Origin of the sequence: Litorivita pollutaquae (genome assembly GCF_003205515.1) — a bacterium.
GTDB classification, from domain to species: Bacteria; Pseudomonadota; Alphaproteobacteria; order Rhodobacterales; family Rhodobacteraceae; genus Litorivita; species Litorivita pollutaquae.
Window position 1 is genome coordinate 36,234 of the sequence record NZ_KZ826488.1, and the last position, 17,224, is coordinate 53,457.

A 17,224-nucleotide genomic window follows, 5' to 3' on the forward strand; every position below is an offset into this window, starting at 1 on the left:
GAAAACTAATGATCTGCAAAATGAAACCGGGGTTTCGTGGCCTGCTGGCAGCCGGTGCCGTTGCCCTGACGGCAACGATGCCGATGAAAGCACAAGCCGAAGAAACCTATAACCTTGCTCTGCTCTCGGACTTTTCCGGACCCTATGCCGATATCATGCCTGTTTTGGCTGGTGGACGCGAGGCCGTGTTCAAATGGTGGAATGCGACCCAAGGCAAGGAACTTGGCGTTACGCTGAACTATAAAAACTACGAAACCCGCTATGACGCGGCCCAAGTGGCCAGCCTTTGGCCGGGCATCAAATCGGAGCTCAACCCGATTGCCGTTGTCGGCCTTGGCGGACCCGATGTTGCCGCGCTTTCCGAGCGCCTGCCGGAAGACAAAATCCCGATGTTCATGGCCACGGCGGCCTATGGTTTCGCCTGGAAGGAAGACGCTTGGATCTTTAACCCGCGTCCAACCTATTCGCATGAAAGCGCGGGCTTCTTGGCATGGATGAAAGAGCAGCGCGGCGGCGATGAGCCGCTCAAGGTTGCGATCATGGCCTCCGAGGCCTCGCCTGCCTATGTCGATATGGCGAAGGGTCTGGAGCTTTATGCCGAGGAAAACCCTGATGCACTTGAAGTTGTCGAAGTCATCTATACCGAAGTGCAGCCGACCGATTTGACGACGCAAATGCGCCGCGTTGCACGGGCCGGTGCGGAAGCACTGATCGTTCAGACCAACACCTCGATCGTGGTTGCGGCGAAACGCGGGTTGCAGGCCAATGGCGCTGACATCCCGATCATGATGAGCTCGCACAACGGTTTACCTGCTTCTGGTGGCGCGCTCGGCGGGCTTGACCAACTTGAGGGCGATTTTGAGGCCTACGGCATGGCCGTTGCCGCCGAAGAGGACACACCCGCGCGGCAGTTCTACCAGACACTGGTTGCGGAGTATGACCTCGATGCGCCTTGGAACGTTGTAACCGCCATGGGTGTTTCTCAAGGCCTTTATACCGTGACTGTGATCCAGCATGCGATCGAAGAGAACGGTGCCGAGGGTCTGACCGGCGAGATGGTGCGCGAAGCGCTCTTTGCCAAACCGATCACCACCGAAGAAACCCACGGCTTCCTGCCGACCTTGACCTTCACCCCCGAAGCGCCCTTCCCGTTGAAAGGCCTTAAAGTAAACGTGGGCACCGTCAAGGATGGCAAAATCACCATCGAAGCCACCGGCGTGGACGTTCCTGACGTTCACAAGTGGTAAGTTAAACTTGGGCGCCGCAGTCGCGGCGCCCGTCCTGATCCTTAGCACCGGGCACAATGACCATGCTGGAACTCAACAACGTAGAAGTGACCTATTCCGACGTCATCCTCGCGCTCAAGGGCGTATCGATGAACGTCAAGGAAGGTCAATGTGTTGCCCTGTTGGGCGGCAACGGCGCGGGAAAAAGCACAACGCTAAAGGCTATTTCCGGAACGCTGAAATCCGAAGACGGCACCGTTTCGGCGGGCTCCATCATTCTGGACGGCACGCCTGTTCAAAACATGGAAGCCTCGAATGTGGTGAAAAACGGTTTGGTTCATGTGATGGAAGGGCGGCGCGTGTTGCGTCACCTCACCTCAGAGCAGAACCTGATCGTCGGCGGGCATATGGTGCCGAACGCCGCCGAGTTGAAAAAGCGGCTGGATCACGTTTACACGCTGATGCCGCGCCTTGCGGATCTGCGCAACCGCACATCGGGCTTCATGTCCGGCGGTGAACAGCAATTGCTGTTGATCGGCCGGGCCATGATGGCGAAACCGAAAATCATCGCGATTGACGAGCCGTCTTTGGGGTTGGCACCGATGATGATCCGCGACGTGTATGAGGTGCTCAAGCAACTCAAATCCGAAGGCACGACGTTCTTCTTGGTCGAGCAAAACAGCGCTGCGGCGCTGTCGATCGCCGACTATGCCTATGTCATGGAGAACGGGCGGATCGTGATGGACGGACCGGCGGACAAGCTCGCCAATAACGAAGACATCAAAGAATTTTATCTCGGGGTCACCGCCTCTGGTGAACGCAAAAGCTACCGCGAGATCAAACACTATCGGCGCCGCAAAAGGTGGCTTGGATAAAGGGTAAATATCATGAGTGAACTGCTCGACATAAAAGGGCGCACCGCATTTGTCACCGGTGCGGGCCAAGGCGTGGGCCGTCAGGTCGCGCTCTATCTGGCTCAACATGGCGCAGGGGCCGTTGTCATCAACGACTTCCACGCTGATCGCGCCGAAAGCGTTGCCGCAGAAGTCGAAGCGGCGGGCGCAAAGGCATTGCCGCTGGCGTTTGACGTGTCCGACTATGAAGCTGTCGGCGCGGCCTTTGCCACGGCTAAAGACACCTTTGGCAGCGTGGATATTCTGGTCAATAATGCTGGCAACGCCGGTCCAACCTCGCGGCTGGATGATCTTGTGCCGTTTTGGGAATCCGATCCCGACGAATGGCGCCGCTGGATGGCCACCAATTTCGATGGCGTGCTAAACTGCACTCGGCATGCCATGCCGTTGATGGTTAAAGGCGGCTACGGGCGCATTGTCACCGTCATCTCCGACGCAGGCCGCGTGGGCGAGCCGCATCTGGCGGTTTATTCCGGTGCCAAGGCCGGTGCCGCAGGCTTCATGCGCGCCATTGCAAAGGCCAGTGGCCGGTTCGGGATCACCGCGAATTGCGTTGCTTTGGGCGGTACGAGAACGCCCGCTGTTGCCGATTTGATCCCTGATGCAGAGACTGAAAAGCGGGCGCTTTCGCAATATGTGATCCGCCGTCTTGGTGAGCCGGAAGATCCTGCGAGCATGATCTTGTTCCTGTGCTCGGACGCCGCAAGCTGGATCACCGGACAAACATATCCGGTGAACGGCGGGTATTCCTTTGCCTGCTAAGGCCCATTTTGGGCGGTCTCCGTTAGTCGGAGCCGCCCATAACGACGCTTTCATTATCCGCCCTGATCTCAGGCGGCACACCAGAGATCAGGGATTCAAAACCCGCGCACTTCAACGGTTGCACCAAGAAGGTTTCGGCCTTGCCGCCATCATGCGCGAAGGACCGGGTCATCAACTCGCCACCCTTACAGGTGAAGACACCGTAAGCCGGTTCGGCGATGAACTTGCCCAATGCGGTGCCGTTCGCCGCCGGAATCAAAAATGCCGTGCGCATCGACACCGCCCCATTGGACATGGAGACATCGACGCAACGCCCCTGCCCCGTGCGTTGGCCCGACAGGATCGCGATGGCCGCGAACAGCGCCGCGCCAACATCGGCCAAAGGCAAGACCGGCATCTGTCCCGGCTGTCCGGCGGTGCAGTGCTCATATCGATCTCCAACTGTCATTTCTTCCGCGTCCGAGTCCACCTCATAGCAGCGCAACCCGACGTGGAAAGTAACCAAAAATTCAAAATAAACCACTATATTTCAGGAGCTTAACATGACTGAAACACCGAAAACCCTATCCGTGGAACGCATCGGGCGAACCGAATGGATCACCTTCCTGCGCACCGAGCAGTTGAACGCGATGTCGACACAGATGTTGCGCGAAATGACCGCAGCGTTAGAGGCCACAATTGCCGACGACGGCGTGCGCGCCATTGTCCTGACCGGATCGGGACGGGCGTTCTGCGCCGGTGCCGACCTCAAAGAAGTCGCCGGTGCCAAACATGAACCCGGCGAGCCGGATCTGCTTGATCTTGTCGATCATACCTTTGGTCTGATGCGTCATGGCCCCAAGCCAGTGATCGCCGCCGTGAACGGGTTGGCGATGGCGGGCGGTCTGGAAATGGTGATGGCCTGCGATTTGGTCTTTGCCGCCGAAAGCGCGCAAATGGGTGATGCGCATTCCAATTTCGGCGTCTTCCCCGGCGCAGGTGGGGCGGCAATCCTGCCACGCCGGATCGGGTTGAACCGTGCCAAATACCTTCTGTTCTCGGGCGAAAACATTTCGGCCCGTGAGATGATGGATTGGGGATTGGTCAACAAGGTCGTGCCGGACGCAGAATTGCGCGACGCCGTGCAAGCCTTCACCGACCGGATCGCGGACAAAAGCCCCGCCGTGTTGCGCCGCATGAAGACGGTCGCAAACCGATCCTTGAATGTCGACGAAGCCGCCGCCCTGTCCGAAGAAATGCTGAACCTGCGCGCACACATGCGCTCCTGGGACATGCTCGAAGGACTGACAGCATTCAATGAAAAACGCAAACCGCAGTTTCGCGGTTACTAAATAGGAGACTGCAAAATGCAGGATATTTACGTTGTAGGCGTCGGGATGACGCCGTTCGGGAAATTTCGGGACAAGACCATCAAGGATATGACGGGCGAGGCTGTCGCCGCAGCTTTGGCTGACTCTGGCGTGGCGGCAGATCGCATTGATGGCGCGTTTTTCTCGAACGCGGTACAGGGCCATATGGAAGGTCAGCACATGATCCGCGGCGAAATCGCGCTGCGCGAAATGGGCATTCAGGGCATTCCGGTGGTGAATGTCGAAAACGCCTGCGCCAGCGCCTCGACCGGCTTCAAGCTGGCGGTGGATTTCCTTAAGGCGGGCAATGGCGATTGCTGTTTGGCTGTCGGTGCCGAGAAGATGTATTCCGACGACCGCGCGTTGATGTTTTCCGCCTTTGACAGCGGTTGGGACGTCAGCAACGGCGAAGAAGTCGCACAGCGGCTTGCCGATCTGGGCGCTGGTATCGAGGAACCCGAAGGATCGAAATCGCCGAAACCCTATAGCGTGTTCATGGACGTCTATGCCGGTTTTGCACGGCTGCACATGAAGACCTTCGGCACCACGCAGGAACAGTTTGCCGCCGTTTCTGCCAAGAACCACGCGCATTCTGCGCATAACCCGTTGGCGCAATATCGCGATGCGATGACCATCGAACAGGTTCTGAACGCGCCGCCGATCACCTACCCGCTGACCCTGCCGATGTGCGCGCCAATCTCGGACGGTGCGGCAGCGGCAATTTTGTGCACCGGCGAAGGGCTCAAACGGATGGGTCTTGATCCCGCCCGCGCGATCAAGGTCAAGGCCGCGATCCTGCGCTCGGGCACCGACCGTCCGCCCGAGGACTACAAAAACCACCTGACCCGCCTTGCCGCGCTTCAAGCCTATGAACAGGCGGGACTTGGCCCGGAAGACATGTCGGTCGCCGAGGTGCATGACGCCACAGCCGTGGGCGAGGTCATCCAGATCGAGAACCTCGGCTTTGTCGAGTTTGGCGACGGCGGACCGGCCAGCCTGCGCGGCGAAACCAGCATCGGCGGGCGCATTCCCGTGAACCCCTCGGGCGGGCTCGAATCCAAAGGGCACCCTGTCGGTGCCACCGGAATCGGACAGGTGTTTGAGCTGGTCACACAGCTGCGCGGCGAAGCCGGCGCACGTCAGGTCGAAGGCGCACAAAACGCCATTGCCGAAAACGGTGGTGGTCTGCACGGTGTCGAAGAAGCCGCCGCCTGCGTCACCATTCTAGGTCGCTGAAACAAGGAAAAGAAAAATGGAAAATGTGATCGCTGCCGCTCAGGCAATTTACACAGACGAGCAACGCATGTTGCTGGAAAACTTTCGCAAAATGGCCGAGGCGGAGTTCGCTCCGCTGGCCGAGAAATATGAAAAACTCGGTCACCCGCCCGATGCAGACACCCTGAAATCCTTGTTTGCCAAGGTCGAGGAATTCGGGTTGATCAGCGGCCTGATCCCCGAAGAAGCCGGCGGTGCGGGCATCGACCGGATGACCTACGGCATCCTTTACGAAGAACTGGCCCGTATCTGGGCGGATCTGGCGATTGCGGTTCTGATCCAAGGCCACGCCGTGTTTGCGGTCAACCTTCTGGGCGATGCCGCGCAAAAAGAGGCCTACCTCAAGCCGCTGTTGCGCAGTGAACGCATCTGCGCCACCTGCATTTCCGAACCGGAGGTCGGCTCCAACGTGCGCGAGGTCAAGACCCGTGCGGAACGTGTGGGCGACAAGATTTTTGTCACCGGACAGAAGCTTTGGATTTCCAACGGCGCGCAATCGGATTTTGCCATCGTGGTTTGCAATCTCGATGACGGGATTTCCATGGTCATCGTCGATCGCGACAAGGGCGGCTATGAAAGCCGCGAGCTGCGCAAGATGGGCCTTGTGGGCGCATCGACCTGCGAATTGTTCTTCGACAAGGCCGAAACCACTGCCGATCATGTTCTCGGCAACTCCGGTGGCGGTCTGTTCCAGACCTTGAAGCTGTTCGAAAGTGCGCGCGTTTTCGTCGGGTTGACCAGCATCGGGATTGGTCAGGCGGCGCTCGAATGTGCGGTGAAATATGCCCAAGAACGCGAGCAGCACGGCAAGCCCATCGGCGGGCACCAGTTGATCCAAGGCTATCTTGCCGACATGGCGACCCAACTCGACGCTGCGCGGCTGTTGTGCCAGCGTGGGTTGCAACTTTTGGATCTCGGCGTGCGCTGTGACACCCAAACCTCGATGGCGAAATGGTATGCGACGGAAATGGCCGTCGAAATCGCCGGCAAAGCGGTTCAAATCCACGGCGGCAACGGCATCACCAAAGAGTTCCCCGTTGAGCGGCACTTCCGCAATGCCAAGGTCATGCCGATCCCGGATGGCACCACCGAGATCCAAAAATTGGTTATCGGGCGAAACCTGACGGGTTTGAGCGCGTTCTAAAAAGGGCCGGTTTCCTGCGGCATTGGTCACCTATCATGGCGACCAGTGCCGTATGGTTTTCACCCGCGAAATCATATCGCACAGGATACGCGGCGCGGTATTAAACGAAAACGGGCGGCAGGTTTCCCTGCCGCCCGTTTCTATTCCAACTTCTGAACGCCCATATATTTCGGGAACGGTCTCAGTTGTCTTTTTGATTGATGATCAAATCTGCATTTTCCGGCAGCTCGGCGACGACAGCCACCTCATCGGCGCGAATTCTTGCATGCAATTTGAAAGCCTCTGCGGCGGAGGTTTCCGCATCAGACGCCGATGCGCCCTCTTCAAGGACCAGCGAAATGCGGATCATATCGCGGTCGTTCTCGCGCGTCACCACGGCCTGCGCCGCCTTGGCACCCGGTGTGGCGATGACAACTTCCTCGACCACGCGCGGATAGACGAATATCTCGCGCACTTTAACCGCCGCGCCGACGCGCCCTTGCAACGCGGAAACGCGTTTGACGCTGCCATCTTCGTTGCTTTCCAGCGCAAAGGCACTGTCGCCGGTGCCAAACCGGATCATCGGCCATGTCGCATCACAGGCGGTGACAACAACCTCGCCCGGCTCGCCTTGGTCCACCGGAGCGCCGCTGACCGGATCGCAGATTTGCACCACGCGGTCGGGATGCACCACATAACCTTCGCCGCCGTCCTCATAGGCCACAAGACCCAGATCGGCGGTGGCATAGGCCGCCCAGGTCGACACGCCATAGTCCGCCTCAATCCGGCGGCGTTTGGCCATCCAGTCGCCCATTTCGCCGCCAAGGAAGGCGGTTTTGACCTTCCATGCGTCGCGGCCATAGATTTCGATCACCTTATCCGCGAGTGTCAGGAAAAACGCCGTCGAGGCACAAATCGCGGTCACGCCGGTTTCGACGATGATCTGCGCCTGAAGCTCGGTATTGCCAACACCGCCGGGAATGACCGTGGCGCCTGCGGCCTGCGCGGCTTCATCAAACAACAGCCCCGCCGGTACGAGGTGATACATCCATGTGTTCAGGATAACGTCGCCTGCGCCGACGCCTGCGGCTTTGAACAGCAGATCAAGCCCATGCCCACCGATGCCGGAAAGCGAGGGTTCAAAAATAGGGCCGGGGGACACATAAATCCGCCCGATGTCCTTCAGGTCCGCGCCGAGAAACCCGCCAAAGGGGGGCTTTTCACGCTGAATCTTCAGGAGTTCTTCTTTTTTCATCACCGGCAGACTCGATAGATCCGCCAGCGATTCAACGGCTGCCGGATCGAATCCGGCAGCCGCAAACCGGGTCTTTAGACCCGGTGCCTTTTCGGCCGCTGCGGCATAGGTTTGCGCGATGTCTTTGTAGATGTTTACGGACATATCTATGCCTCCTTGACCTTGTGTTGCTTAGAGCGGGCAGTCTTTGCGGAAGTTCGGTGCGCGTTTCTCGCGGTGCGACAACACGCCTTCCTTCACGTCTTCGCCCATGAAGCCGAGCATTTCCAACGCGGTCGAAGCGTCGAAAATCGGGCCTGCCTGGCGCAGCCAGTTGTTCAGCGAATACTTGGTCCAACGGATGGCGCTTTGCGATCCATTGGCCAGCTCAACAGCTGTATCCAAAGCGGTTTGCTGCAGCTCTTCGTCTTCGACGCACATCGAAACGAGACCGATGCGCTCTGCTTCTTCGCCAGACACCGGCTTGCAGGTCATCAGGTAGTATTTCGCTTTGGCCATCGAGGTCAGCAGCGGCCAGATGATCGCAGCAACGTCACCGGCGGCAACACCCAAGCGCGGGTGACCATCGACGATTTTGGCACGTTTGCCGGCAATCGAGATGTCCGCGAGAATAGCGACAACAAGACCCGCGCCCGCAGCCGGGCCGTTGATGGCCGAAATGATCGGCTTGTTGCAGTTGATGATGTTGTAGACGAGGTCTTTGGCCTCTTTCCACGTTTTCATGATCTCATGCGAGTTGCCGATCATGTTTTCGATCAGGCTGAAATCGCCGCCTGCGGAGAAGGCTTTGCCCGCACCGGTTACGATCACCGCGTTGATATCGGGGTCGCGGTCGATGTCGATCCACATATCGGTCATCTGGGTGTGGGTTTCCGCGTCAACGGAATTGAACGACTCTGGCCGGTCGAACGTGATGCGCAAAACGCGATCCGCCGGGTAGTCGAACTTCATCTTGTGGTACTTTGCATAGCGATCAGACATATCTTACTTCCTCTATCAGATGTCAGTGCGGGTTTAACCAGGCAATCCGAGGACGGCCTTGGAAAGGATGTTGCGCTGGATCTCGTTGGATCCACCGTAGATCGTTGTTGGGCGGGCCTTGTAAAAGCTCGCCAAGACATCAACGTTGACATTACCGACCTGAAGCGGGCCGATGGTGCCGCCATCAGGGCCAGCCGCCTCGATCATCAATTCGGTGATGCGTTGGAAACACTCGGTCACCCAAATCTTGAGCATCGAGACATCCGCGCCGAGGGTTTCGCCCCGTTTGAGTTGGTCCGCAAAACGGCCATAGAGCGCAGCGTGATCCTCAACGTCGAGAGCGGCCTGCGCAAAACGGTCGCGGAATACCGGATCGTCAAAGGCACCGCGGCCACGGGCAAAGCTTTCAAGCTGCCCAAGCGCGTTCTGCGCCAAGCTGGGCGAACCGATGAAGATACGCTCAAAGCTCAACAGCGCCTTGGCCATGGTCCAGCCTTTGTTCAGCTCGCCAACAAGGTTGGCTTTCGGCGTGCGGGCGTTGTCAAAGAACACCTCGCAGAATTCCGTTTCGCCCGACAATGTAGTGATCGTGCGCACTTCGACGCCCGGTTGATCCATCGGTGCCAGCAAGAAGCTGATCCCTTGCTGTTTCTTCGGGGCATCCGGATCGGTGCGCACCAACATGAAGATATGCGTGGCGTCATGCGCCATCGTGGTCCAGATTTTCTGACCGTTGATGACAAACTCGTCGCCCTCAATGTCTGCGCGGGTGCGCAGATTGGCCAGATCAGAGCCGGCACCGGGTTCGGAATAGCCTTGGCACCAGATGTCTTCGCAGCTCAGGATACGCGGAAGCCAATAATCTTTTTGCTCTTGGGTGCCGAATTTGATGATCAGCGGGCCAACCATTTGAATGCCCATGTCGCGGCCACGGTTCACGCCCCAACGCTGCTGTTCTTCGTAGAAAATCAACAACTTAGCGGCGTTCAGGCCCATGCCACCAAATTCCGCAGGCCACGCAGGCGCGACCCAGCCTTTGGCGTGCAGCTTGACATGCCAATGCTCGATCTCGGCAAATTTCGGACGGTGCGGCAGATGGCGCAACTCTTCGGGATATTCCGCTTCGAAGAACCCACGCACTTCCTTGCGGAACTCCGCGTCGCTCATTGCGTTCCAATCAGTCATTGTGCTGCCCCTTCTTCTTCGCGCGCATCAAACCACATCCGCCGGTGATAGGCGTCATCGCCCAACCAAGCCGACAGCACCAGCGCCCGGTTCAGGTAAAGTCCGATATCGAACTCGTCGGTATAGCCGACCGCCCCGTGCAACTGGATGGAATCGCGGGTGATTTTTTTCGCGGCCCTCACGGCACGCGCCTTGGCACGGCTGGCGAGACGCGCGCGGATCTTTGGATCGGCTTCGCTGTCCATTTGCGCCAGGGCTTCGCGAACGCCCGCTTGGGCGACTTCGCGCATCACATGCAAGTCCACCGCACGGTGTTGGATAACCTGAAACGACCCGATCGGTTTGTCGAATTGTTCGCGGGTCTTGATGTAATCCAAGGTGATTTCAAAGGCGCGATCGCTGAGCCCGACGAGCTCGGCGGCGGCAAGAGCCGTGGCATCGCTGACCGCATCGGCAAGGGCGTCCTGCACCGCGGCACCATCGGCAAGCTGCTCTGCTGGCGTGCCCGAGAACGAAAGCTCGCCCATCGCGCTGCCATCGGCCTGCGGGCTTTTTTCCAAGGACAATCCGCTTGCTTTGGCCTCTGCCAGAACCAGAACCGGCCCGGCGTCGCTGTCGGCCACGACCAGAAAACCATCGGCCCCAACTGCGCCAACCACCCAAGCCTTGCTGCCGGTCAGTTTTCCGTCAGCGTAGCGGCAGGTCGCCTCGGCGGGACCGCCATTCGGCCCGCGTTCTTGCCATGCAACGGCCAGAACGGTGGTCCCGCCGACAAGTTGTTCCATCTTGGCATGATCGGGGCAAAGCCGGCGCAGAAGGCCAAGGCTCAACCCGACGGTCACCACCACCGGCTCCGGCGCGATCACACGGCCGACTTCTTCGGCGATAACGCCACCGGCCGCCAGACCCATGCCAAGCCCGCCATTGTCTTCGGGAACGGTCACGCCGAAAACGCCGGCCTCGGCCAGTTCACGGATCATATCCGCGTCCCATCCGCCATCGGCATCGCGTAATTTTCTGGATCTTCCGCTGCCGCCGGCGCGCTCAAACAGGGTGCGCGCGCTCTCACGCAGCATGCGAAGGTCTTCTTGGTCGCTGGAAAGCATATCAGTCTGTGTCATGTTTGTTTTCGCTGGATCATAACGGGCGTGTCGGTTGTAAAAACGACCTCGCCCTTGGGGTTTTTGGCGCTCAGCGTATAGTGCAAAACGCCGCGGTCAGGCTTGCTTTTTGACGGTGTCACCGAATTGATTTTCATTTCGACTTCAAGAGGTTCATCCGGCCGAACCGGCCGCAGCCAGCGCAGATTGTCGAAGCCCATGCCGCCAATATTGGCAACATCGATCATAAATTCCGTCATGATGGGCTTGAAAACCTCAAGCATGGTCTGAAAACCCGAAGCGATCAAACTGCCATGAATGGTGGCGGCGTAATCTTCATCGGTGTGCAGCCGTTGCGGGTCCCACTCATGGGCGAAGGCTTTGATCGCCTCTGCGCTCATCGGGGCGCTGGTAAAGTGAAAAACCTGACCTGCGGAAAAGTCATCAAGATACTTCAAGATGTCCCCTCCTTCGAGAAACCGGCATCATAGCCGCTGGAATCCTTGGCGATGCGCACGCGGTTGAACTCTTCCAGTTTCGGGTAGGTTTCTTTGAAGGCGATCAGGAACTCTTCCATCGGCGCATCGAAATACAGGCCCCGATCATTCACATATTCCATGTGACGGTGGTCCTGTTCGTCGAACTCGTGGAACAAGGCATCATGATACCCGTCAAAGACCAATGGCTTGACCCCGAACCGTTCACAAAGCTCCATGTTGAAGGCAGGCGTGACCTTGTAGGTTTCGTCACCCAACCACAATTGAACGTAGCCGTGATAAATAAACAGATCGGTTTCCATCAGCTCTTGCAGCTTGGGCGTGTTCAGGTGGTTACGCACATCCGCAAACCCCAAAGCGGCGGGAATACCGACCGCCCGCAAACAGGCGGCAAGGAGAATGGCCTTGGGCACGCAGAACGCGGCTTCGGCTCCGGCAATGCGGCTGGCGCGATAAGAATCCTCATCCAGCGCAAAACAATAGGGGTCATAACGGATATCGTCGCGCACCGCCTCAAACAGACGAATCGCCTTGTCTCGATCGGAGGCATCCGCAGCAAGCTCGCGCAATGCGGACGACACGAAACCTTGCACTTCAAGGCTGTCGCTCTCGACGTAATGCGACGGCATGACATAGCGTTCCGCTTCTGCCGGCAGGTCATCTTTCGACTGCACCATTATTTCCTCCCTCGTTTTCTAACAAGTGTTAGATTAATGACTGAAAACCTGCCCGTCAACGAGATTCATTCTCTGTCGCGCAAATCCGCGCCAAAGCGGACATTGTCCTCTCCCAAAGTGGCCGCGCGACCGGCAGAACCTGCGGGCGAACGGAATTCCGGCGCGATGGGCAAAGGAAGGGCTGGCACCTCCTGACCGGCAATGTTCAACGTCCGGTCGAACACGCCGCGCGCGGTGAAATGCGGATCCCGCGCCGCTTCGGCAGGGGTTTTCACCACAGAACAACAACAATCAGCAGCAATCAGCAATGGCTCCCAATGCGTGGACGGCTGACTTCCCAGGCGGCGCGCAACCTCTGCCGCACATGCGTCCGGGTCGCTCCAATCATCGCGCAGCGCTTCCGGTTGGCCGATAACATCGCAAAAAGCTTGCCAAAATTTCTCTTCCACCGCGCCGACGGCAATCTGCCGACCATCGGACGCCGAATAAAGCCGGTAACGCGCAAGCCCACCGGTCAAACGGGCGGATGCACTGCCAATGTCCTGTCCGGCAATCACGCCTTGCGCATGCGCCCAATAGGCAAAGGCAAACGCGCCCTCGGACATCGCAATATCGAGGTGAACCCCTTCGTTGGTCTGTTGCCGCGCCATCAAAGCAAGCAAGATATTGACGACCGCAGGATAGGTGCCGCCGCCGACATCCGCGACCAACCCGAAGGGCGCGGTGGGCTGATCCACCGGCCCACGGCTCAGCGACAAGACGCCCGCATCGCCGACGTAATTCATGTCGTGACCCGCCGATTTGGCCTTTGGTCCGGTCTGACCATATCCGGTGATCGAACAATAGATGATTCGCGGATTGATCGCGCGCACCGCCTCATATCCGAACCCGAGCCGATCCATCACGCCGGGGCGGAATTGCTCAACCACAACGTCTGCCTTCTCAAGCAAGGGACGCAGAATCGCGCGCGCGTCCTCGGACTTCAGATCGATGGCCACCGATTTTTTGCCGTGGTTCAAAACGGCAAAACCAATGCTTTCGCCGTCGATCTTCGGAGAGGTGTGTCGCGCGTCCTCGCCTGTCACGGGACGCTCGACCTTGATCACCTCCGCCCCGGCCTCGGCGAGCATAAGCGTCGCCATCGGGCCGGGGAGAAGGGTGCTGAAATCCAGCACGAGGATGTCCTTAAGAGGCTGTGACATCCCCTTGTCTTACGCGAATCGCGCGGCGCCGTTGTTCAACACCAAGACTTCGCGTTCCGGGATCGACGCACGGAACCGTGCCTCGCCATCCTCTTCCCAAATCTCGAACCGCACGGTTTCGCCCGGATAGACCGGTGCCGAGAACCGCACGTCCAGACCGACAAGCCGGGACGCATCATAATCAAGCGAGGACTTCAAAATCGCACGTGCCGCAAGGCCATAAGTCGCCAGACCATGCAGGATCGGGCGATCAAACCCGACCGAACGGGCAACATCGGGATCCGCGTGCAGCGGGTTATAGTCACCGCTCAAACGGTAGATAAGTGCCTGACGCGGCAGGGTTTCGATATCACAAACATGATCAGGCGCACGATCCGGCAATGCCGCAGGTGCAGGGCCAGCCTTGTTCTCGCCGCCAAACCCGCCATCGCCGCGACAAAACGCCGACATCGCCACGCGCGCCAGCTTGTCGCCGGTGTCCGCATCAATGATATCGCGGCTTTGGTAGATGACCGCGCCTTTGCCTTCGCCCTTATCGGAGATGAAGTCGATCTTGGTCCGGCCGATAATCCGGCCCTTTGTTGGCAGCGGCTTATAGATGTCCAGCCACTGCTCGCCATGCAGCACTTTTTGCCAGTTCACACCGGTTTTGGGATCGCGCAGCCAAAAGCCGGGATATCCCATCGTTACCGCCATCGACGGAACCGCCTTCAGGCCGTCCTCATAGACGTAGGCCAGTTCCTTTTTGTCGGTTGGGTCTTCACCGAACCCCAACCCGAGCGCGTATAGGATGGTATCGCGCTCTGTCAGCGTCTGATCGATCTCTGCAAAGTCCCAATTCGACAGTTCTTCGAAATCCAATGGCATAATCTTTCCTCCCTTGATTACATTCAGAGTGTATTTTGTGACCCCAGAATGGCCGTGACCTGGCTCGACAACACGCCGCCGTTACCATGAGCCAATGCCAGATCGACGTCCTTCAACTGCATACCGGGCGCATCGCCGCGAATTTGGCGCGCGGCCTCGATCACGGTGAAAATGCCGTACATGCCCGGATGCACACAAGACAGCCCGCCGCCATTTGTGTTCACCGGCAAAACCCCGCCCGGCGCAATGCGTCCGCCTTCGACAAAGGCGCCGCCCTCGCCCTTGGCGCAGAAGCCGAGATCTTCGAGGAACAAAATCGTGTTGATGGTGAAGGCGTCGTAGAGTTCCACCGCCTGAATGTCGCTGCGCGATACGCCCGCCGCCTCAAAGGCACGCTGACCCGACTCGCGCGCGGCCGTCACGGTGAAATCTTTCATTTGCGAAATCTGCCGGTGCGAACTTTCCGCCGCGCTGCCCAACACATAAACCGGCGCCTTGGGGAAATCCTTGGCGCGGTCGGACCGCACCATGACGATCGCACCGCCGCCATCGGTCACCAGACAGCAATCGCGCACCGTCAACGGATCCCCGACCATACGCGCGCCCAACACGTCTTCGCGGGTCAACGGACCGCGCTCGAACGCTTCGGGATTGTGCTGTGCCCAGGCCCGCGCCGAGACGGCCACATCGGCCAATTGTTCGCGGGTGGTGCCATATTCATGCATGTGCCGTGCCGCCGCCATCGCATAGGCGGAAATCGGATAGCGCGGATTATACGGCGCCTCATAGGCCGGCGGGCGCGAGGCCGTCACCAGTTTCCCCGACGCCGTGCGTTGGTTCGACCCGTACACGATCAGCGCGACATCACACAAACCGGCCTCAAGTGCCATGCTCGCAGATGTCAGGTAGTTCACGAAAGACGACCCGCCCAGCATGGTGCCGTCGATAAAGCGCGGCTGAATACCCAGATATTCCGCCGCCATAAGGGCCGGCATGCTGTCTTCCATCATGGTGCAGAACAGCCCGTCAACGTCGGACAGCTTCAGCCCGGCATCGCCAAGCGCCGCAAGCGCCGATTGCGCCATGACATCATAGGCCGTCAGACCATGTGCCTCGCCAAACCCGGCGTGTCCGGTGCCCACAATGGCAGTTTTTCCTCGAAGATCATTGGTCATGGGTTATTCCTCCACCGGCTTGAAAAGTACGACCGGCGCTCCGTCGGCCTCGCCCACAAAGGCGGTCACGTCCATGTCGATCGCAACGTCGCCGGGGGCGATCCCCTCGACCCGGCTCATCATGCGAACACCTTCCTCCAGCTCGACCATACATATGTTATAGTCGCCACCGCGTTCGGGCTTGCGACGCACCACAGTGGTGGTATGAACCCGGCCTTTGCCGCTGGCGGGGGTCCACGAAATCGCGCTGCTATGGCAATGCGGGCACATAACCCGTGGAAAGAAGTGAAACGCGCCGCAGTCATCACACTTGGGCAACAGAATTTCGTTATTGGCGAGGGCACGCTGAAAAACGTGGTCTGGTCCTGTGGTGTTCTGCACCTGCGGTCTCCTTCAAATGATCCGGTAGCTGGCTAACCGTGTTGATAAAATTTCTAACAGATGTTAGAATTAGTCAAGCCCTTAGGATCAATTGCGAGAAACTCATGTCAGGTTCACATTCATCTGCCCTTGCGGGCAAACTCGTTGTCGCGCTCGAACAGGCGGTCGCCGCCCCCTTCTGCTCGTCTCGTTTGGCCGATGCCGGTGCGCGGGTCATCAAGGTCGAGCGCAAGGGCGCCGGTGATTTTGCCCGCGCCTATGACACCGCAGTGAACGGCGAAAGCGCCTATTTCACATGGCTGAACCGGGGCAAGGAATCGATTGCCTTGGACATCAAGGACGCCGAAGACCGCGAAATCTTGTTGAAGATGTTGGAACATGCCGATGTCTTCATTCAAAATCTGCTGCCGGGTGCTCTGGCAAAGATCGGGCTCGATTCGGCCACCTTACGGGAAAAATTTCCGCGACTCGTCACCTGTGATATCACCGGATACGGCGAAGATGGCCCGATGAAAAACGCCAAAGCCTATGACCTGTTGGTGCAGTGTGAAAGCGGATTGGCCTCGGTAACCGGCACACCGGACGGGCCCGGACGGGTTGGCGTTTCGGTCTGCGATATTGCCACCGGTATGACAGCCCACGCAGGCATCTGCGAAGCTTTGGTCGGCCGTGACCAGACCGGCAAAGGCAGCGGTGTTTCAGTGGCAATGTTCGACGTGATGGCCGACTGGATGGCGGTGCCCCTGCTCTATCACGACTATCTTGGCAAGGAGACACCGCGTGTTGGATTGAACCACACGGTGATCTGCCCCTATGGCGCCTATGAATGCGGCGACGGTGAGCAAGTCGTCGTTGCCGTGCAGCATTCCGGCGAATGGGATCGGTTCTGCACGCATATCCTCGGCGACGCGGACCTTGCGACCGACCCGCGGTTCCATGACAACACCTCGCGCCTGAACAATAAGATCGCGCTCGAAAAAATCATCAAGGCCGAGTTCGCGTCACATGACCGCGCCGCAATGCTCGAACGGCTGAACGCCGCAGGGATCGCATCCGGAGCCGTGAACGATGTGGCCTCCCTATCGGGCCACCCGCAGCTCGACAGGTCCACGATTGGCACGCCCTCCGGCGAAATCAATGTCCCGACGCCGCCGATCCGGCGCAACAGCGGCGCACCCATATTGGGCCCCTCGCCGGCCTTCGACGCCGACGGTACGGCAATTCGTGCCGAATTCGGACCCCGGTCATAACCGAG

18 protein-coding genes are annotated in these 17,224 nt (G+C 58.8%); 7 read left to right on the forward strand and 11 right to left on the reverse strand.

Annotation, left to right across the window (positions count from 1 at the left end):
* Window positions 1–8: 8 nt before the first annotated feature.
* From DI396_RS12935 to DI396_RS12945, 3 genes are all read left to right on the forward strand, one after another.
* Window positions 9–1,247 (forward strand): ABC transporter substrate-binding protein, encoded by a 1,239-nt coding sequence (locus tag DI396_RS12935; RefSeq protein ID WP_110796643.1) that lies wholly within the window; start codon window positions 9–11, stop codon window positions 1,245–1,247.
* Between the two features lie 62 nt (window positions 1,248–1,309).
* The gene (locus DI396_RS12940; RefSeq protein ID WP_027238513.1) at window positions 1,310–2,101 is read left to right on the forward strand and encodes an ABC transporter ATP-binding protein; all 792 of its coding nucleotides are present in this window, start codon (window positions 1,310–1,312) and stop codon (window positions 2,099–2,101) included.
* 12 nt (window positions 2,102–2,113) lie between these two features.
* Window positions 2,114–2,902, forward strand: a complete 789-nt coding sequence (locus DI396_RS12945; RefSeq protein ID WP_110796644.1) for an SDR family NAD(P)-dependent oxidoreductase — start codon at window positions 2,114–2,116, stop codon at window positions 2,900–2,902.
* Between the two features lie 22 nt (window positions 2,903–2,924).
* Here DI396_RS12945 and DI396_RS12950 read toward each other — a convergent pair whose 3' ends face one another.
* Window positions 2,925–3,350 (reverse strand): CoA transferase, encoded by a 426-nt coding sequence (locus tag DI396_RS12950; protein WP_110796706.1) that lies wholly within the window; start codon window positions 3,348–3,350, stop codon window positions 2,925–2,927.
* Window positions 3,351–3,444: 94 nt separating this feature from the next.
* On the opposite strand from DI396_RS12950, the gene DI396_RS12955 reads away from it, so the two are divergent.
* The 3 genes from DI396_RS12955 to DI396_RS12965 are packed head-to-tail and all read left to right on the forward strand — an operon-like array spanning window position 3,445 to window position 6,670.
* The gene (locus tag DI396_RS12955) at window positions 3,445–4,233 is read left to right on the forward strand and encodes an enoyl-CoA hydratase/isomerase family protein (RefSeq protein WP_235851867.1); all 789 of its coding nucleotides are present in this window, start codon (window positions 3,445–3,447) and stop codon (window positions 4,231–4,233) included.
* A gap of 15 nt (window positions 4,234–4,248) precedes the next feature.
* Complete coding sequence (locus DI396_RS12960; protein WP_110796645.1) at window positions 4,249–5,487, forward strand: thiolase family protein; 1,239 nt, start codon at window positions 4,249–4,251, stop codon at window positions 5,485–5,487.
* A gap of 16 nt (window positions 5,488–5,503) precedes the next feature.
* Window positions 5,504–6,670: an acyl-CoA dehydrogenase family protein gene (locus DI396_RS12965; RefSeq protein WP_110796646.1), complete on the forward strand. Its 1,167-nt coding sequence runs from the start codon at window positions 5,504–5,506 to the stop codon at window positions 6,668–6,670.
* 181 nt (window positions 6,671–6,851) lie between these two features.
* Here DI396_RS12965 and DI396_RS12970 read toward each other — a convergent pair whose 3' ends face one another.
* The 10 genes from DI396_RS12970 to DI396_RS13015 form a co-directional block, all read right to left on the reverse strand.
* Window positions 6,852–8,048, reverse strand: a complete 1,197-nt coding sequence (locus tag DI396_RS12970) for a phenylacetate--CoA ligase family protein (RefSeq protein WP_235851868.1) — start codon at window positions 8,046–8,048, stop codon at window positions 6,852–6,854.
* A gap of 27 nt (window positions 8,049–8,075) precedes the next feature.
* Entirely contained in the window at window positions 8,076–8,885 is an 810-nt protein-coding gene (locus DI396_RS12975) for an enoyl-CoA hydratase/isomerase family protein (protein WP_027238506.1), read from the reverse strand.
* A 33-nt stretch (window positions 8,886–8,918) separates the two neighbouring features.
* Window positions 8,919–10,070, reverse strand: a complete 1,152-nt coding sequence (locus DI396_RS12980) for an acyl-CoA dehydrogenase family protein (protein WP_110796648.1) — start codon at window positions 10,068–10,070, stop codon at window positions 8,919–8,921.
* Window positions 10,067–11,191 (reverse strand): acyl-CoA dehydrogenase family protein, encoded by a 1,125-nt coding sequence (locus DI396_RS12985; RefSeq protein ID WP_235851869.1) that lies wholly within the window; start codon window positions 11,189–11,191, stop codon window positions 10,067–10,069. Before DI396_RS12985 ends, DI396_RS12980 begins: the two co-directional genes overlap by 4 nt.
* On the reverse strand, window positions 11,188–11,571 hold the full coding sequence (locus DI396_RS12990; protein ID WP_235851870.1) for a MaoC/PaaZ C-terminal domain-containing protein: 384 nt from the start codon (window positions 11,569–11,571) through the stop codon (window positions 11,188–11,190). Before DI396_RS12990 ends, DI396_RS12985 begins: the two co-directional genes overlap by 4 nt.
* Window positions 11,572–11,624: 53 nt before the next feature.
* Complete coding sequence (locus DI396_RS12995; RefSeq protein WP_110796650.1) at window positions 11,625–12,344, reverse strand: transglutaminase-like domain-containing protein; 720 nt, start codon at window positions 12,342–12,344, stop codon at window positions 11,625–11,627.
* Between the two features lie 65 nt (window positions 12,345–12,409).
* Window positions 12,410–13,546, reverse strand: a complete 1,137-nt coding sequence (locus DI396_RS13000; RefSeq protein ID WP_110796651.1) for a CaiB/BaiF CoA transferase family protein — start codon at window positions 13,544–13,546, stop codon at window positions 12,410–12,412.
* A 9-nt stretch (window positions 13,547–13,555) separates the two neighbouring features.
* Window positions 13,556–14,413 carry a MaoC/PaaZ C-terminal domain-containing protein gene (locus tag DI396_RS13005; RefSeq protein ID WP_204362855.1) on the reverse strand — a complete coding sequence of 286 codons (858 nt, stop codon included), beginning with the start codon at window positions 14,411–14,413 and terminating at the stop codon, window positions 13,556–13,558.
* 23 nt (window positions 14,414–14,436) lie between these two features.
* Entirely contained in the window at window positions 14,437–15,588 is a 1,152-nt protein-coding gene (locus DI396_RS13010; RefSeq protein ID WP_110796652.1) for a thiolase, read from the reverse strand.
* A 3-nt stretch (window positions 15,589–15,591) separates the two neighbouring features.
* Complete coding sequence (locus tag DI396_RS13015; protein ID WP_027238498.1) at window positions 15,592–15,969, reverse strand: Zn-ribbon domain-containing OB-fold protein; 378 nt, start codon at window positions 15,967–15,969, stop codon at window positions 15,592–15,594.
* A gap of 104 nt (window positions 15,970–16,073) precedes the next feature.
* Here DI396_RS13015 and DI396_RS13020 point away from each other — a divergent pair, with 104 nt between their 5' ends.
* The gene (locus DI396_RS13020; RefSeq protein WP_110796653.1) at window positions 16,074–17,219 is read left to right on the forward strand and encodes a CaiB/BaiF CoA transferase family protein; all 1,146 of its coding nucleotides are present in this window, start codon (window positions 16,074–16,076) and stop codon (window positions 17,217–17,219) included.
* Window positions 17,220–17,224: the final 5 nt, after the last annotated feature.

Bases quoted from the DNA above. Each gene is read 5' to 3' on its own strand.
- DI396_RS12935 (WP_110796643.1), top strand. From the start codon at position 9: ATGATCTGCAAAATGAAACCGGGGTTTCGTGGCCTGCTGGCAGCCGGT.
- DI396_RS12940 (WP_027238513.1), top strand. From the start codon at position 1,310: ATGCTGGAACTCAACAACGTAGAAGTGACCTATTCCGACGTCATCCTC.
- DI396_RS12945 (WP_110796644.1), top strand. From the start codon at position 2,114: ATGAGTGAACTGCTCGACATAAAAGGGCGCACCGCATTTGTCACCGGT.
- DI396_RS12950 (WP_110796706.1), bottom strand. From the start codon at position 3,350: ATGACAGTTGGAGATCGATATGAGCACTGCACCGCCGGACAGCCGGGA.
- DI396_RS12955 (WP_235851867.1), top strand. From the start codon at position 3,445: ATGACTGAAACACCGAAAACCCTATCCGTGGAACGCATCGGGCGAACC.
- DI396_RS12960 (WP_110796645.1), top strand. From the start codon at position 4,249: ATGCAGGATATTTACGTTGTAGGCGTCGGGATGACGCCGTTCGGGAAA.
- DI396_RS12965 (WP_110796646.1), top strand. From the start codon at position 5,504: ATGGAAAATGTGATCGCTGCCGCTCAGGCAATTTACACAGACGAGCAA.
- DI396_RS12970 (WP_235851868.1), bottom strand. From the start codon at position 8,048: ATGTCCGTAAACATCTACAAAGACATCGCGCAAACCTATGCCGCAGCG.
- DI396_RS12975 (WP_027238506.1), bottom strand. From the start codon at position 8,885: ATGTCTGATCGCTATGCAAAGTACCACAAGATGAAGTTCGACTACCCG.
- DI396_RS12980 (WP_110796648.1), bottom strand. From the start codon at position 10,070: ATGACTGATTGGAACGCAATGAGCGACGCGGAGTTCCGCAAGGAAGTG.
- DI396_RS12985 (WP_235851869.1), bottom strand. From the start codon at position 11,191: ATGACACAGACTGATATGCTTTCCAGCGACCAAGAAGACCTTCGCATG.
- DI396_RS12990 (WP_235851870.1), bottom strand. From the start codon at position 11,571: ATGAGCGCAGAGGCGATCAAAGCCTTCGCCCATGAGTGGGACCCGCAA.
- DI396_RS12995 (WP_110796650.1), bottom strand. From the start codon at position 12,344: ATGGTGCAGTCGAAAGATGACCTGCCGGCAGAAGCGGAACGCTATGTC.
- DI396_RS13000 (WP_110796651.1), bottom strand. From the start codon at position 13,546: ATGTCACAGCCTCTTAAGGACATCCTCGTGCTGGATTTCAGCACCCTT.
- DI396_RS13005 (WP_204362855.1), bottom strand. From the start codon at position 14,413: ATGCCATTGGATTTCGAAGAACTGTCGAATTGGGACTTTGCAGAGATC.
- DI396_RS13010 (WP_110796652.1), bottom strand. From the start codon at position 15,588: ATGACCAATGATCTTCGAGGAAAAACTGCCATTGTGGGCACCGGACAC.
- DI396_RS13020 (WP_110796653.1), top strand. From the start codon at position 16,074: ATGTCAGGTTCACATTCATCTGCCCTTGCGGGCAAACTCGTTGTCGCG.